Raw genomic sequence first — 14710 nt, forward strand, 5'->3', positions numbered from 1 at the left:
AGCCGCTCCGGGCACCTCTCCTGGTGGGGGGTTTGGCGGAGAGGGCAGGATTCGAACCTGCGTGGGCCTGTGGCCCTTCCTGCGAGCAGGAACCCGTTGAGCCGCTCCGGGCACCTCTCCTGGTGGGGGGTTTGGCGGAGAGGGCAGGATTCGAACCTGCGCGGGCCAGTGGCCCTTCCTGTGAACAGGAACCCGATAAGCCGCTCCGGGCACCTCTCCTGGTCTTGCCTTGCTGGAACCCACTATGCCGACAAGACCTGACGGACCCCTGACTAATCCATGACCTCCAGCCGCAGCGTGTCCAGCGGGTACAGGACCTTCCCGGTGACCTCCTCGCCGAAGCTCTCGCTGTCGGCGCGGGTCCAGGTGCGGCCGCCCTCCGCCTCGACGAAGGCGTAGGAGACCTTGGCGCGGACCTCGGTCTCCACCTGCTCGGTGAGCTCCTGGGTGCTGCTCGCCGACATCTCGATCTCCTGGACCATCTGGACCGCGTTGACGGCCAGGACCCGCTTGTCGCCGAGGTTGTAGTAGCAGTCGCCGGTCAGGCGGTCGCCGTCGTCGTTGACCGCCTCGACCAGCACCCGGCCGGAGCGGGGGATGACGATGCCGTCGCAGGTGAACGGGCCGTACCGGGTGTCGCAGTGGGCGGTCTCGTCCGGCTCGGACTTCTTGCCGTCGTCGCCGATGAACTTGACCGTCGGGTCGTAGCTGTGCTCGAGGTAGCTGGCGCCGCGCTCGTCCGTGGTGTGCATGGCGAGGCTGAAGTCGACGGTGACGGTGCCCAGCTCGGGGTCGTCGCGGACCGGGCCCTCCTGCACCTCGATGGTCATCTCCTTCTGGTCGAGGCTCTGCGAGGAGTTGTTGATCTCCATCGTGATGTACGCGTACGCCTGGACCCGGCCGCGCTCCAGCGTGTCGGCGGGCAGGGTGAACCGCACCTCCTCGCTGGCCGCCAGGTCGATCTCGTGGTTGGCGAACTCCGACCCCAGCACCATCGTCAGCGTCGCCCGGCCGGACTGCTCCAGGCCGAGGTTGCGCACCTGGACCTCCAGCACGCCGCCCGCGGTGTCGAACGCCTCGCCGCGCGGGGGCGTCATGCCCTCGACCGCGCCCGCCTCGAACTCGAAGACGGTGATCTCCAGCTCCGGCGGCTGGACGTACCCGCCCGCCGCGCCCGCGCCGTTCACGGTGAACTCGGCCCGCTCCTGGCCGAGCACCTGGGACATCCCGTCCACCTCGGCGTACACCATCACGTCCAGCGGGTGCGTCCCCGCGGGCAGCGCGCCCACGACGAACTGCGCCCACTGCTTCTCCCCGGCCCCGACGCTGAGGCCCACGGCCTCGGTGCGGTTGGCGACGGAGAAGTTGACACCGACCGTGATCGGCTCGCCGTCGTCGTTGCTGATCTGGGCGAACACCTGCACCTCGGTGTGCTCGTCCAGCACGCCGGACGTGCCGTCCGCGCGCCCCGCCCCGACCTGGTGCACTGTCACCGATGCCATCGCGTCATCCCTTCGCAGACTTGCCGCCATCGTGTCCGCGCCCGCGCGGGCCGGTCGATGCCCGACGGGGCAGTCAGCGGGGCTGAGTTCGGCGACTACCGTCGCAGGTGTGTTCACCGCCTACGGCGCGTCGCACGGGGTGGTCATCGCCCTCTTCGTCGCGGGGGCGGCCGCCCTGGTGCTCGCCGGGCGCAGCCGCCCGTCGCGGGTCGCCGAGCGGGCGGTGGCGGTCGGCACGGCGGCCCTGTTCGCGGCCATGGTGGTCTACCTGAACGTCCCCGGCCGGTTCGACCCCGCGCACACGCTGCCGCTGCAGCTGTCGGACCTGGTGACGGTCTCGGCGATCTGCGCGCTGTGGTCGCGGGCGCAGTGGGCGTTCGCGCTGACCTACTACTGGGGTCTCGTGCTGAGCACGCAGGCGCTGGTCTCGCCCGCCCTGCGCGGGCCCGACTTCCCGAGCGCGGAGTTCCTGGTGTTCTGGGGCCTGCACCTGCTCGTGGTGTGGGTGGCGGTCTACCAGACCTGGGGCCTGGGCATGCGTCCCACGTGGCGCGACTACCGCACGGCGGTCGCGGTGAGTCTCGTCTGGGCGGCCGTCGCGCTGACGACCAACGCGGCGACCGGCGGCAACTACGGCTTCCTCAGCCGCAAGCCCGAGGTCGACTCGCTGCTCGACCTGCTCGGCCCGTGGCCTTGGTACCTGATCCCGGAGACCGCGCTGGTCCTGGGCGTCTGGGCGCTGATGACCTGGCCGTGGACGCGGCGGCGCTGATCAGCGGTCCCGGTGCACCAGGTGGTGCGCCAGCCCGGCCAGCTCGGCGTACCCGCGTGGCGGCAGGTCGGCCCGGCGCAGGTCCTCCAGGGCGGCGGCCAGCAGGTCGTCGGCCTGGCGCAGGCAGTGCGCCCGCCCGCCCGCCCGCTCCACCAGCTCGGCGGCGCGCACCACGTCGGCGGCGGAGAGCGCGCGCGGGGCGTGGTACAGCGCGGCCAGCTCGCGGCCCGCCGGGGTGCCCGAGGCGAGGGCGGCCAGCACGGGCAGGGTCTTCTTGCGCCGGTCCAGGTCGGCGTACACCGGCTTGCCGGTCACGTCCGGGTCGCCCCAGATGCCCAGCACGTCGTCGACGAGCTGGTAGGCCAGCCCCAGCCGCTCGCCGAAGCGGCGCAGCCCGGGCGCGCCGAGCACGACCGCGGCCGTGATCAGCGCGCCCGTCTTGCGCTCCGCGGTGCGCAGCCCCTCGGCCAGCGTGACGTCGGCGCGGCGCTCGAAGGACAGGTCGGCGGCCTGGCCGTCCTGGTAGGCCGTCACCGCCGAGGTCAGCAGCCGGACGGCGGCGGCGTCCGGGGCGATGACGTCGTAGGCCAGCGCCAGCAGGGCGTCGCCCGCCAGCATCGCCGCGCCGCGGCCGAACACCGCCCACGCGGCGGGCCTGCCGCGCCGGGCGCGGTCGCCGTCGACGATGTCGTCGTGCAGCCGGGTGTAGTTGTGCGCCAGCTCGATGGCGACCGCGGCGGGCACGGCGTCCGCGCCGACCGCGGCCGCGGCCGCCAGGGTGAGCGCGGGCCGCACGCCCTTGCCGCCGTCGGCGGTCCTCGGCTGCCCGTGCTCGTCCCACCAGCCCAGGTGGTACCCGGCGACGTGACGCGTGGACGACGGCAGCGCGTCCACCGCGGCGCGCAGCCCGGGATCGATGACCGCCCGCGCGTGCGCCAGCAGGTCGGGGGCGCCCCGGTGGCCGCAGACAAGATCGAGTACGGACACCGCGTCCCCCAGGTCCCGGCCCACAATGTCTACTGTGGACTGCAAGCGTGGCTGATCGGCGATGACGCTAACACCGGGCCGCCCGCGCGGTGCGGTGAGCGCGGGGCAACCACCCGAACCGGTGGTCAGCCCGGGAGCCAGCGGTCCAGCGCGGTGTGCACGCGCGGATGCGACCAGTACGTCATGTGGTCGACGCCGTGCGCGCTCTCGAACACCTCGGGCTCGGCGAGCGGGAACGCGGCGGCGCCGTTGGCCGAGTGCACGCCCTCGGTCGGGACCACCAGGTCGTTGGGCGCGGCGCCGAAGACCGCGTCCATCAGCCCGTCGCGCAGCCCGCGCGCCATCGGCGATCCGGGCGGCGGCTCGTAGTCGGCGGTGATGCCGTGGTAGGTCGCGGTGACCGGGCCGCACGCGTTGAGCTTGGCCAGGAACTCCCCGGACGGGTTCATCGACATGAGGCCGTCCAGGCCGCGGAACGCGCCGACGGCGAGTTGCTTGAGGACGGTCAGCACCATGTCGATCAGGTCGGTGACGCCGTTGTCCGGCACCAGCTGCAGCCAGTTCGTCAGCCGGTCCATCCAGGACGCCAGGTGCTCGGGGTCGGCCAGCGCGGTGCCCGCGTTGGGCGTGCCGACCATCACCAGCGTGCGCACGGCGAAGCGGTCGGGGGTCAGGCCGAGCTCGCCGCCCAGCTCGCACAGCGCCCGGCCGACCAGGCCGCCGCGGGAGTGCGCGACCACGTCCAGCCGCAGCCCCGCGGCCGGGGGCACCATCGACACCAGCGCGCGGGCGTTGGCCAGCGGGTCCACCGACAGCGTGTGGTGGTCGTAGGCGACCACGCGCCCGCCGTAGCGGGTGTGGAGGTCGCCGAGCAGGGACGTCGGCAGCCCGGCGAACCCCGTGCGGGTCGTGCTTCCCGTGCCGTGCAGGAACAACAGCGCCGGGCCCTCGGCCAACGCCGACCAGTCGGGCACGCCCGCGGTGACGCCGACCAGCCCCTCGGGCCGGTTGCGCTCCTCCCACCGCCGCACGAAGAAGTCGCCCACGCGCCCGAGCACCGGGTCGATGAGCGGGAACACCAGCACCTTGAGCAGCTTCGAGCCGACCGCGCCGAGCAGGCCGCGCTCCCCGGGCTCCGACGGCGGCGCCGCCGTGACGGGGATCGTGTACGTCCTGCGGTCCTCGCCTCGGTCGGTCGCCTCCTCCGCCGCCTCGGGCAGGTGCCAGCGCAGCACGCCGTCCTCGTCGGCGGCGAGCACCAGCTGGCCGAGGCCGGTGCCCGGGCCGGGCACCTCCACGACCAACTCGCCGGAGTCCGGCGTGGTGACCTCGACGGTCAGCTGGGTGTCGTAGTCGGCGCGGTCCAGGGCCTCGGCCAGCAGCGGCCGGTCGTGGCCGCGCAGGCCGGGCGACCCCGGCGGGTGCACCGCGACCTCGCCGGTCATGCCCGGCGCCGTCACCACGACGTCGCCGACGCGCACAGGGGCGCCATCGGGTCGCAGCCGCTCAGCCATGCGTGCTCTCCGTTCGCTCCATCGCCAGCCGGGGGTGGCCGAAGAACTGGTAGGCCAGCGCGGTCGCGGGCCTGCCGTCCCTGGTGTGCCGGGAGACCCGCGAGCGCCAGCGGCGCAGGACCTCCGCGGGCGGCACGCCGGAGTAGGCCAGCCGGTAGAACTCGTCCGCCGCGGCCGACGCCGACTCGTCGTGGACGTTCCACAGCGGCGCGACGACGCCCGAGGCCCCGGCGGCCAGGAACGCCCGCGCCAGCCCGGAGTAGTCGCCGAGCACCTCGCCGCCCGCGCCGACCTGGCAGGCGTTGAGGAACACGAACGGCCTGCCGGTGAAGTCCAGCGCGGCCACCTGGTCCGGGTGCAGGAACCGGTGCCGGGTCCGCCCGCCGGACTCGGCCAGCAGCACCAGTCCCTCCTGGACGGACTCGGGGTCGTAGCGGCCGTGCAGGGCGAAGTGCAGCACGTCGGCGCGCGGGCCCGCGTCCAGCGCGTCCAGCACCGCCGAGTGCAGCGGGCCGATCTCCTCGCACGGCGGGTAGCGCTCGGCCAGGCGGGCAGCCTCGGCCTCGGCGTGCGGCAGCCGCGCCCAGCCGGGCACGCCCTCGTACCGGGCGGTGACCACCGCGTGCGAGCCCGCTCGCACCCGGACCGGCGGGGTCGGCGCGGGCCTGCCCCTGGCCAGCACCCAACGGCCGACCGCGGCCGTCGCGCCGAGGAACGGCGAGCCGTCCTCCGCGCCGTCCATCACCGCCAGCTCCCACGGCACGTGCGGTTCGGTGCTCAGCAGCAGAACGGTCGGCACCCCGACCCGTCGGCGCACCGCGCGGACGGCGTCGGCGACGGGTTCCGGAATCAGCTCGCCGATGCGCCTGCCGACGCCGATCAGCCGCAGCGCCGCGCCCCGCGCGTCGTCGCCGTAGCCGCCGATGTCGATGCGCAGGGCGCGGGCGAAGGCCGCCGGGTCGTCGCCGAGGTCGCAGCGGAACGGGCCCGCGTCCGGGGCCACCCCGGGCAGCGGCGAGCGCACCGACCACAGCAGGGTCTGCCCGCGCACGTCCTCGCCGCGCTCCACGACGATCACCAGCTCCGGCCGGTCGGCGTCGAGCAGCGGGCGGATGTCGAGCACCCGGCCGTCGAACAGCGGCACCGTCCCGGACGGCGTCGCGGCGACCTCGATCTCCCGGGAGGCGAAGCCGCGCAGCCCGCCGCCGTGGTGGTACGCGGCGCCGATGTGCCTGCGGGCGCGCAGGTCCGGGCCGTCGATGGCGGTCATCCGCAGGTCGACGTGGCGCTGGTCCGGGTAGTCGACGGTGATCGGGTTGGCCCAGCCGACCGGGGTGAACGCGGCGGGGTCGTAGACGACCACGATCTCCAGCCGCACCGAGCCGAGCGGCAGCGGGATGGCGCCGGTGCCCAGCAGCGCCGGGTCGCGGCGGTCGGTCAGGCCGACCCGCAGGGTGAACGTCTCGCCGCCGGACACCGACGCGGGCGCGCGCAGCAGCGGCCACGCCTCCTCCGCGGGCGCCGCGCCGACGTGGCCCTTGGGTTTGTCGTCGATGAGCCGATCACGGTCGGACCTGGGCCTGCCGCCGGTCTTGGGGTACGGGCGGTCCAGCGGCGGGGACTCGTCGCCCATCCAGTCGTGGTCGCCCGCGCCGTACCCGCCGGGCGGTGTCCGGACGCCGCCCCAGTCAACCTGCCCGGGGCCAGCGGGTGCCCGCTCGGTCAGCGCGGAGTGCAGCAGGACGGCGGCGCTGGTCATGAGGTGCTCGTCCCAGAGCAGGTCGCGCAGCGCGGAGAGCAGGTCGGCCTCGGCGCAGTCCAGCAGTTCCGGCGGGACCTCCGTGGGCGGGGCGCCCCGCTCCAGCCAGGCGCGGGCCAGCCTGCGCAGCCGCCACACGGCCCGACCGCGCGCGGTGGCGCGCTCGGCGAGGAACTGGCGGGCGTACACCAGCCCGGCGGGATCGCCGAGCCAGGCCACGAGCCGGACCCGCTCCCACGCGCTCAGCACCGTCCTGTCACCCCCCTCGCGCCGCCATGCAAGGCTGTCACCGCCGCGAACGGCTCGGAGCCCGGGGGTGCCCTCGCATGATCGACGTGTTGTCCACCGTCCTCACCTGGGCGGCGGTGGCCGCCGCGCTGTGGGCGCTCGTGCTCGTCGTGCTCAACCGTCCCCTGCTGCTGGACCGGCCCGCCAGCGGGCTGCTGGTCGTGTTCCTGCTCATTATCGAACTCGCCCTGCTCGTCCAGGCCGTGATCGGCTTCATCCGGCTCGCGGGCGTCGACCGCGAGGTGGACGGGGTGTCCTTCGGCGGGTACCTGCTGGGCGGGCTGCTGCTGCTCCCGCTGGCGGTCTACTGGTCGATGCTGGAGCGCAGCCGCTGGGGCATGGCCGTCGTGGTCGTCGGCGCGCTGTTGATCCCCGTGGTCGTGGTGCGGCTCACCGAGATCTGGTCGGTGACCGGTGGCTGAGCTCCGTTCGGGGCCGGGCAGGCTCCTGGTCGCGGTGTACGCGGTGTTCGCCCTGGCCGCGTGCGCGCGCTCGGCGGTGCAGCTGGCGACCCGGTTCGACCGCGCCCCGCTGGCGTACCTGCTCTCCGCGCTCGCCGCCGCCGTCTACGTGGTGGCGACCGTCGCACTGGTCAAGGGCGCGCGCAGGCTCGCCGTGATCGCGTGCCTGGTGGAGCTGGTCGGAGTGCTCGCGGTCGGCACGGCGAGCCTGCTGGCGCCGTCGGCGTTCCCGGACGCCACGGTGTGGTCGGGCTTCGGGCAGGGCTACGGCTACATCCCGGCAGTGCTGCCGGTGCTCGGGCTCTGGTGGCTGGCTAAAGCGCGCGCGTAATGAGCGCGGCGATGCGCGCGTTCACGGCGGCCTGGTGGTCGGCCAGGTAGAAGTGGCCGCCGGGGAACTCCTCGACCGTGCAGGCCGCGGTCGTGTGCTCGGCCCACCGGTCGGCCTCGGGGCGGGAGACCTTCGGGTCGCTGTCGCCGATCAGCACGTGGATCGGGCAGTCCAGCCGAGGCGTTCCCGGGGTGAAGCGGTAGGTCTCCGCGGCGCGGTAGTCCGAGCGGATCGCGGGCAGCACCATGGCGACGATCTCCGGGTCGCTCAGCAGCGGGCCCTGGGTGCCGTCGAGCGTGCGGATCTCGTCGAGCAGGCCCGCGTCGTCGCGCTGGTGGACCCGCTCGTCGCGGGGCGCGCTCGGCGCGCGGCGGCCGGAGGCGACCAGGCAGGCCGGGATGACGCCGCACTCGCGCAGCCGCACGGCGACCTCGAAGGCGACCGAGGCGCCCATGCTGTGGCCGAAGAGCGCCAGCGGGAGGTCGGCCCACGGCTCCACGATGTCGACCAGCAGGTCGGCGAGGTCCTCGACGGTCTCGACGCAGGGCTCGTCGCGGCGGTCCTGGCGGCCGGGGTACTGCACGGCGAGCACCTCGATGTCCGGCGCGAGGTCGCGCGAGAGCGGGAAGTAGTAGCTCGCGCCGCCACCGGCGTGCGGCAGCGCCAGCAGCCGGGCCCGCGCGCGCGGCGACCGGTGGAACCGGCGGATCCACAGCTCGGTCGTGTCGGCGGGAGCGGTCATCGGGGGATCACCTCGGGGACTCGGGGGACGGCGGTCGCCATCAATCGTCCCAGGGCGGGCTGACGCGCGAGCGCCGTTCCGACCGCAGGCGCGGAGGGTTACGAGATCGTCGGAGCGTACTGGGCCGAATGGGTGGTACTGGGTAGTAGATCGTTCAACTTGGGGCACAACGTGTAACTGGGCGCGCGTTCGGCCGATGGTCCGAATGGAACATGACCATCGAATGAACTCCGAGCGCTGCACCGGACGGCCGAATGCGATTCGGCCTGATGGTCGTGAGGGGCGCTCGGCGTCGAACGGGGGTGCCGATGTCCCTTTCCCTCTGGCTCGTCTGCGGGGTCGTGGTCGCGGTCGCGGCATGGCGGCTGCGGCTCGCCGCGGCGCGACTGCGCGCGATCCTCGGCGAGCCGCCCGAGGCGCAGCGCGCCGAGGTCGCCCCGGCGTCCGGCGAGCCGCCCGCCATCGCGTGGCCGCACCCGCCGGGCAGGCTGTGGGTGCGCTAGGCCGGGCCGCGGGATCCGCGGCCCGGCCAGGGCGTCAGCAGTGCAGGGCCGCGTCGATCGCGGCGCGGTCGATCCGGCCGAGGTGCGCGCACGCCCGGTCGCCGCTGAAGAACCACAGGTGGTGTTGGTGCCAGTGCAGCACCCGGCCGTCACGGTCGGTCGGCGCCATCGGGTCGCCGACGTAGGTGCCGCTGAACGCCAGGCACAGTTGGACCGATCCGATGTCGGCGGGCCGGATGTCGCGAATTCTGGCGTACAGATCGGGCATCCGTCGCCGCGCCGCGGCGATCCGGGTGCGCAGTCCGCCGATCCCGTCGACAAAAACGCGGGGTTCTGACAAATCGCGGATATGCGGTTCCGCGAAATCGGTCAATACGGTGAAGTCGCCTTCGTTCACCGCTTCGGCCACGAATGCGGCCGTGATCTCCACATTCGCCGCCGCCTGCTCGGCATCGGCCTCGATGACGCGCGGCGGACGCGAATACGTCCGGTTCACCTCGCCTGCTCCAGCGCGCCGCGCAACGTCTTGCGGTGTTCGCGCCGGATCTCCACCGCGCGGGCGGCGGCGTACTCGGCCTCGGTCTCCGGGTAGACCCCGGGCACGGTGCGCGGGTTGCCCTCGGAGTCGACGGCGACGAAGACGAGGTGCGCCTCGGCGACCGGGACCCGCTCGCTGGCCCCGCGCTGCGCGGTGACGTAGACGCCGATGTCCATCGACGTCCTTCCGGTGCCCTCGACCTGGGCGAACGCGGTGACGACGTCACCGGCCCACGTCGGGTTCTTGAAGATCATGTGCTCGACGGTGACGGTCACCGCGTGGCCGTTGGCGTGCCGGGCGGCGGTGGCCCACGCGACGTCGTCGACCAGCTCGAGCAGCAGGGTGCCACGGCCGGAGCCGAACATGTTCTGGTCGGCGCGCCATACGACACGGGAAAGCTCGCAGCGCGAGGAATTCATCGTCTTGGGCTGCGGATCGGATTCGACAACGCGCGTCGGTGTGCCCATTGCGGCATCGACAGAAGGCATCGGGGCAGTGCTCCACTTGGGGTTGAAAGGAAATGGGACCAAACCACGGGGGGACCGGCGCTGAGCAGACTGTAAACGATCACCCGACGCCGCGCCGACTCGCCGCGACGTTTGGCCCCGGAATTAACTCATTGCGGTGACATCCCACTGTGGGATGCGGATATGTTCATCCGAGCGTCTTTCGCGGCGCGCCGCGGGCGGGCCGCCGTCGCCCGCCTGGGCGTCGTCGCGCCCTCGATCATCCACAGTGGAGTGATCAAAAATGCTGATCGAGCCTTGTTGGTGAGGGTTGATCAGGTAATTGGCCAGCAGGCGGACGCGACCGCGGCGGCGCGGGTGTCGCGGAACTGCCGGAACCGGCACTTTCGCGCGGATAGGATGGGGCACCATGCGGACACGGGCCTCCACGCTGGTGGGCCGGGACAGCGAGGCGGACCGGTTGGCCGGGCTCCTCGACGAGGCCCGGTCCGGCCGAGGCGGCGCCGCGTTCGTGGTGGGCGAGCCGGGCATCGGCAAGTCCCGGCTGGCGGCCGAGGCGGTGCGCAGGGCTCAGGACGCGGGCATGGTCGTGCTGCGCGGCCGGGCCAGCGCGACCGGCCCGACCGTGCCGTTCCGCCCGCTCACCGAGGCCCTGTTGTCGCTGGTGCGCCGGGGCGTGCCGCTGCCCGCGGACGCTCTGGGGCCCTACCGGCCGATCCTCGGCAGGCTCGTCCCGGAGTGGAGCACGGGCGATTCGGGGCCGAGCCCGGACTCGCTGATCATGCTCGGCGAGGCCATCCTGCGGCTCACCGCCGCCGTCGCCGACGGGCACGGCTGCGTCCTCTTCCTCGACGACCTGCACGACGCCGACGTGGAGTCGCTGGCCGTCGTGGAGTACATCTGCGACAACCTGCACACCCAGTCCACCGCGCTGATCGCGACCGCGCGCAGCGAGCCGGGGCCCGCGTTCGACCTCGTGCGCTCGGTGTCGCGGCGGGAGAGCGGCACGACGGTCGAGCTGGGCAGGCTCGGCATCGCCGACGCGCCCGCGTTCATCGCCTCCTGCCTCGGCGACCCCGACGTGCCCGCCGGACTGCCCGAACGGCTGTGGCGCGACAGCGCGGGCGTGCCGTTCGTGGTGGAGGAACTGCTGCACGGCATGGTCGACGCCGGGACGCTCGTGCGCGGCGAGGACGGCTGGCGGCTGCGCGACACCGACGCCACGTCCGTGCCGCCGACGGTGGCGCGCGCGATCGTCGACCGCGCGGAGCGCCTGGGCCCCAAGGGATGGCTGCTGTGCTCGGCCGCCGCCGTGGTCGGCAGGCGGTTCTCGCTGACCGTCGTGCAGCGGGTCACCGGCATCGACGACCGCTCGCTGCTGGAGCACCTGCACGCGGGCGTCGAGGCGCAGTTGATCGCCCGTGACGACCACGGCCTCGATTGGTACACCTTCCAGCATCCGCTTACCGCCGAGGCGCTGCGGTCGCGGCTGACCCCGGTGGAGAGCGCGGACCTGTCCCGGCGCGCCGCCGACGCCGTCGCCGAGCTGCACCCCGGCCTGCCCGGCGAGTGGTGCCAGCTCGCCGCGCTGCTGCGGGTAGGAGCCGAGCAGCCGGTGGAGGCGGCCGCGCTGTTCGCCGAGGCGGGCGGCCGGGCGCTGGCCGACGGCGCTGCCGGGTCGGCGGTGGCGCTGCTGCAGCGGGCCGAGCGCCTGCTGGCCGACGCGGGCGAGCCGGGCAAGCGCGCCGACGTCCTGGAGCAGCTGCTGTACGCGCTGGCCGAGCACGGCCAGTTCGACCGCGCCTTCGCGCTGGCCGACGCGCTCGCCGGGCTGCCGCCGGAGCGCCGGGTCGCCCTGCACGTGCGGCTGGCCTGGGCCGGGCACATCGCCGGGCGGTGGGACGAGGGGATGGCGCAGGTGGCAGCGGCGCGGGCGCTGCTGCCCGAGGACGCGGACGTCGCCGCGACCGCCCCGGTCGACGTCATCGCCGCCTACCTGGCGATGGACGGCCCCGGCGAGGACCGGCACGCCCACGCCGAGGCGCTGGCCCGTCCGGTCATCGCGGCCGCCGACCGGGTCACGCCGACCGCGCTGTGCCAGGCGTGGCAGGTGGTCGGGATCGTGGCCCGCGACCGCGACCTCGCCGAGGCGCGGGCCTGCTTCGACCGCGTCCGCGAGGTGGCCAAGGCCGGGAACCTGTCGATCTGGGAGGTCTACGGCGTCATCGGCGAGGCGTCGATCGCGTGGCTGGTGGACAGCGACGTGACCGTCGTGGAGAAGGCCCGCGACGCCGCGCTGCGGGTCGGCGCGATCACGCTGGCGGAGAACATGGCCGCGTCGATCGCGATGGACTCGGTGCTGCGCGCGGAGTTCGCCCTGGCGTCGGCGCAGATCGAGGCGGCGCTCACGGCCGTGCGCAGGCTCCGGCTGGTCGCCGTCGAGCGGTTCCTGTACGTGGTGTGCGCGGCGTTGGCCGCCCACCAGGGCAAGCGGGCCGACATGGAGCGCGCGTTGGCGGCGTTCCGGGCCGCGGGCGACGAGGCCGCCCAGGAGCGCCCGCTCGCCCACGGCCTGGCGGGCGCGATCTGCGCGCTGCTGGAGGAGGACGGCGCGGCCGCCCGGCGCGAACTCGCGGTGGCCGCGGAGGTCGAGGCGCGCAGCCCCACGACGTTCCACCTCTCCGGGACCAACGGCCTGCGCGTCCTGCTGTCCGCTGTGGACGGCGAGGTCGGCGTCGGCGATGTGGTCGCGCTGGGCGGCAGGCCGTCGGCGGCGATGCGGTGGAACCGCCAGTTCGTGCTGTTCGCCGAGGCGGTCGCGCTCGGCAGGGCGGGCGACCCGGCGGCGGCCGGGGCGAGGGCCGCCGCGGCCCGCGCCGCGGGCGAGCCGTTCCCGATGGCCAGCAACCTGGCCCTGCGGCTGGTCGCCGAGTCCGCCCGCCGCGACGGCTGGGGCGAGCCCGTGGCGTGGCTGCGCGAGGCCGAGGAGCACTTCCACGGCGCGGGCGTCGCCCCGGTCGCCAGCGCGTGCCGGGCCCTGCTGCGGTCGGTGGGCGAGTCGGTGCGGCAGCGGCGGACCGGGACCGACCGGGTGCCCGCCCGGCTGCGCGCGCTGGGCGTGACGATCCGCGAGTACGAGGTGTTCGAGCTGCTGCCCGAACGCCTGGGCAACAAGGGCCTGGCGGGCCGCCTGCACATCTCCCCGCGCACCGTGGAGAAGCACGTGGCCAGCCTGATCGCCAAGACCGGCTGCCCGGACCGCGCCGCCCTCGTCGACTTCGCCCGCCGCTTCCGGGACTAGCGGATCGCCGCCACCGGCACCAGCGGCGTGTCGCGCTCGCTGACGCAGGAGCGGATGTAGCTCTCCATGCGGTAGCGCCCGTCCGGGGTGGGCGTGAGCAGGTTGGCCAGCAGCAGGCGTTCGACCCCGTCGCCCGCCGCGGGCAGGCCCACCAGGTCGCACAGGCCGAAGTAGACGTTGCCGAGCCTTGCCACCGACCGCAGGGCGTTGCGCTCCGTCGCGTCCAATCCGGACAGATGGGCGAGCACGCTCGCGCGCAGCGACAGGTCGCCGACGGTCAGGTGGTCCAGCCTGCTGTGCTCGTCGCGCAGCAGCGCGGCCAGGTCCGAGACCCGCCGGTACGGCCGGGCCACCAGCCACGACCCGGCGATGCGCAGCGCCAGCGGCAGCCGCCAGCAGGCCCGCGCCACGGCCACCGCGGCGGCGGGCTCGGCAGCGGCCCGGCCGTCGCCGACCACCGAGGCCAGCAGGTGCACCGCGGCCCGCTCGGACAGCGGGCCGAGCCGCACCGTGGCCGCCGCCTTCACCGTCACCAGCGGCCTGCGCGCGGCCACCAGCACCGCGCTGGTCGACGAGCCGGTCAGCAGGGGGCGGACGTCGGACTCGCCGTCGACGTCGTCGAGCACGACCAGCACCCGCCGCACCGCCAGCTCCGCGCGCAGCAGCGCGGCGCGCTCGTCGGCGGAGTCCGGGAGGGCGACCGAGCCCAGCGAGCGCAGCAGGCGCCCGAGCAGCGTCGCCGCGCGCTGCGGGCCCGACGGCACGCCGCGCAGGTCCACGTGCAGCTGGCCGTCGGGGAACTGCCTGCGCAGCCGGTGCGCCACCCGGACCACGAGCGCGGTGCGGCCGGAGCCGGGGCCGCCGGTCACCACGGCCAGCCGGGCCACCGACGCGGGCGTGCGCTCGGTCAGCGCGCGCACCAGCTGCTCGGTCACCTCCGTGCGGCCGACCAGGTCCGGCACGTCGGCGGGCAGCTCGCACCGCCCGCGCGGGGTGTCGGCTGCCGCGCGGGGCGCAGGGGCGGCGGCCTTGGCCGCCCGGCCGCCCTGGCGGGCCGCCCGCAGCAGGTCGGCGCACGCCTGGTCGGCCAGCCCCAGCGCGCCCGCCAGCAGGCGGGCCGACTGCGGGTGCGGCTGGCGGGTGCGGCCGATCTCCAGGTTGCGGATCGCCCGGACGCTGAGCCCGGAGGCCGAGGCCAGGTCCTCCTGGGTCATCCCGCGCGCGATCCGGTGCCCGCGCAGCACCGCGCCGAATGGAGCCTCCGGCGTGTCCACCGAGTGCAGCCGCATCATGACCGGTCCCCGTCCTCCCCAGTTCCGCCTGTGGGCCCGGCCCGCCCGCCCCCCTGGCTCGAGCCGACCGGGCCGACTCCCACGGTCGCCCATCCGGCCCCACCCGCACATGGGGGAACCGCCCCCACATTCGGCACCTTCGCAAACTGCCGGTGGGTAATGCCTGGTCGCGGCCGCCGTCGTGGGGTGTCCTGAGCGAGGAAGGAGGTGCCCATGCCCGGATCGACCCTTGACAGCGGCCGCGTTCCGCCCG

Annotated in this window: 13 protein-coding genes and 2 tRNA genes; 5 read left to right on the top strand and 10 right to left on the bottom strand. The window is 74.6% G+C overall.

All coding sequences use genetic code 11. The features are described 5' to 3' along the window. Window positions 1-33 precede the first annotated feature (33 nt). The 3 genes from IEY98_RS29595 to IEY98_RS29605 all read right to left on the bottom strand — a co-directional run bounded on the left by IEY98_RS29595 (window position 34) and on the right by IEY98_RS29605 (window position 1502). A tRNA-OTHER gene (locus IEY98_RS29595) sits at window positions 34-120 on the bottom strand. Window positions 121-132: 12 nt separating this feature from the next. After that, window positions 133-219, bottom strand: a tRNA-OTHER gene (locus IEY98_RS29600). Window positions 220-272: 53 nt separating this feature from the next. Then, window positions 273-1502, bottom strand: coding sequence for a hypothetical protein (locus tag IEY98_RS29605; RefSeq protein WP_189213980.1), 1230 nt, complete (start codon window positions 1500-1502; stop codon window positions 273-275). 109 nt (window positions 1503-1611) lie between these two features. Between IEY98_RS29605 and IEY98_RS29610 the strand changes: the two genes are divergently transcribed. Beyond that, the gene (locus IEY98_RS29610; protein WP_189213981.1) at window positions 1612-2274 is read left to right on the top strand and encodes a YwaF family protein; all 663 of its coding nucleotides are present in this window, start codon (window positions 1612-1614) and stop codon (window positions 2272-2274) included. Here IEY98_RS29610 and IEY98_RS29615 read toward each other — a convergent pair whose 3' ends face one another. The 3 genes from IEY98_RS29615 to IEY98_RS29625 form a co-directional block, all read right to left on the bottom strand. After that, window positions 2275-3261 (bottom strand): polyprenyl synthetase family protein, encoded by a 987-nt coding sequence (locus IEY98_RS29615; RefSeq protein ID WP_189214116.1) that lies wholly within the window; start codon window positions 3259-3261, stop codon window positions 2275-2277. Window positions 3262-3386: 125 nt separating this feature from the next. Then, entirely contained in the window at window positions 3387-4775 is a 1389-nt protein-coding gene (locus tag IEY98_RS29620) for an esterase/lipase family protein (protein ID WP_189213982.1), read from the bottom strand. Beyond that, window positions 4768-6783: a CHAT domain-containing protein gene (locus IEY98_RS29625; protein WP_189213983.1), complete on the bottom strand. Its 2016-nt coding sequence runs from the start codon at window positions 6781-6783 to the stop codon at window positions 4768-4770. Before IEY98_RS29625 ends, IEY98_RS29620 begins: the two co-directional genes overlap by 8 nt. Window positions 6784-6860: 77 nt before the next feature. On the opposite strand from IEY98_RS29625, the gene IEY98_RS29630 reads away from it, so the two are divergent. Together IEY98_RS29630 and IEY98_RS29635 are read left to right on the top strand one after the other, a co-directional pair. Next, a complete protein-coding gene (locus tag IEY98_RS29630) occupies window positions 6861-7244 on the top strand; it encodes a hypothetical protein (RefSeq protein WP_189213984.1) in 384 nt (127 codons plus the stop codon). Beyond that, the gene (locus IEY98_RS29635; protein ID WP_189213985.1) at window positions 7237-7614 is read left to right on the top strand and encodes a hypothetical protein; all 378 of its coding nucleotides are present in this window, start codon (window positions 7237-7239) and stop codon (window positions 7612-7614) included. Before IEY98_RS29630 ends, IEY98_RS29635 begins: the two co-directional genes overlap by 8 nt. Here the strand turns inward: IEY98_RS29635 and IEY98_RS29640 are convergent. Continuing rightward, window positions 7598-8356, bottom strand: coding sequence for a thioesterase II family protein (locus tag IEY98_RS29640; protein WP_189213986.1), 759 nt, complete (start codon window positions 8354-8356; stop codon window positions 7598-7600). The two genes, IEY98_RS29635 and IEY98_RS29640, sit on opposite strands and share 17 nt — an antisense overlap. Before the next feature lie 308 nt (window positions 8357-8664). On the opposite strand from IEY98_RS29640, the gene IEY98_RS29645 reads away from it, so the two are divergent. Further along, window positions 8665-8859 carry a hypothetical protein gene (locus IEY98_RS29645; protein ID WP_189213987.1) on the top strand — a complete coding sequence of 65 codons (195 nt, stop codon included), beginning with the start codon at window positions 8665-8667 and terminating at the stop codon, window positions 8857-8859. Window positions 8860-8893: 34 nt separating this feature from the next. On the opposite strand, the gene IEY98_RS29650 is transcribed toward IEY98_RS29645, so the two are convergent. Then, window positions 8894-9355, bottom strand: a complete 462-nt coding sequence (locus IEY98_RS29650; protein ID WP_189213988.1) for an ester cyclase — start codon at window positions 9353-9355, stop codon at window positions 8894-8896. After that, a complete protein-coding gene (locus tag IEY98_RS29655) occupies window positions 9352-9816 on the bottom strand; it encodes an acyl-CoA thioesterase (protein ID WP_189213989.1) in 465 nt (154 codons plus the stop codon). The genes IEY98_RS29650 and IEY98_RS29655 overlap by 4 nt, the downstream gene beginning before the upstream one ends. Before the next feature lie 457 nt (window positions 9817-10273). On the opposite strand from IEY98_RS29655, the gene IEY98_RS29660 reads away from it, so the two are divergent. After that, window positions 10274-13165 (top strand): helix-turn-helix transcriptional regulator, encoded by a 2892-nt coding sequence (locus IEY98_RS29660; RefSeq protein ID WP_189213990.1) that lies wholly within the window; start codon window positions 10274-10276, stop codon window positions 13163-13165. Here the strand turns inward: IEY98_RS29660 and IEY98_RS29665 are convergent. Continuing rightward, on the bottom strand, window positions 13162-14457 hold the full coding sequence (locus tag IEY98_RS29665; RefSeq protein WP_189213991.1) for a helix-turn-helix domain-containing protein: 1296 nt from the start codon (window positions 14455-14457) through the stop codon (window positions 13162-13164). The two genes, IEY98_RS29660 and IEY98_RS29665, sit on opposite strands and share 4 nt — an antisense overlap. Window positions 14458-14710 lie beyond the last annotated feature (253 nt).

The organism is Actinokineospora fastidiosa (genome assembly GCF_014648415.1).
In the GTDB taxonomy this organism is placed as follows: Bacteria; Actinomycetota; Actinomycetes; order Mycobacteriales; family Pseudonocardiaceae; genus Actinokineospora; species Actinokineospora fastidiosa.

What these genes read in the sequence shown, in the direction of transcription:
- IEY98_RS29660 (WP_189213990.1), top strand. Translation starts at nt 10,274, where the DNA reads ATGCGGACACGGGCCTCCACGCTGGTGGGCCGGGACAGCGAGGCGGAC.
- IEY98_RS29665 (WP_189213991.1), bottom strand. Translation starts at nt 14,457, where the DNA reads ATGATGCGGCTGCACTCGGTGGACACGCCGGAGGCTCCATTCGGCGCG.
- IEY98_RS29645 (WP_189213987.1), top strand. Translation starts at nt 8,665, where the DNA reads ATGTCCCTTTCCCTCTGGCTCGTCTGCGGGGTCGTGGTCGCGGTCGCG.
- IEY98_RS29630 (WP_189213984.1), top strand. Translation starts at nt 6,861, where the DNA reads ATGATCGACGTGTTGTCCACCGTCCTCACCTGGGCGGCGGTGGCCGCC.
- IEY98_RS29640 (WP_189213986.1), bottom strand. Translation starts at nt 8,356, where the DNA reads ATGACCGCTCCCGCCGACACGACCGAGCTGTGGATCCGCCGGTTCCAC.
- IEY98_RS29620 (WP_189213982.1), bottom strand. Translation starts at nt 4,775, where the DNA reads ATGGCTGAGCGGCTGCGACCCGATGGCGCCCCTGTGCGCGTCGGCGAC.
- IEY98_RS29605 (WP_189213980.1), bottom strand. Translation starts at nt 1,502, where the DNA reads ATGGCATCGGTGACAGTGCACCAGGTCGGGGCGGGGCGCGCGGACGGC.
- IEY98_RS29655 (WP_189213989.1), bottom strand. Translation starts at nt 9,816, where the DNA reads ATGAATTCCTCGCGCTGCGAGCTTTCCCGTGTCGTATGGCGCGCCGAC.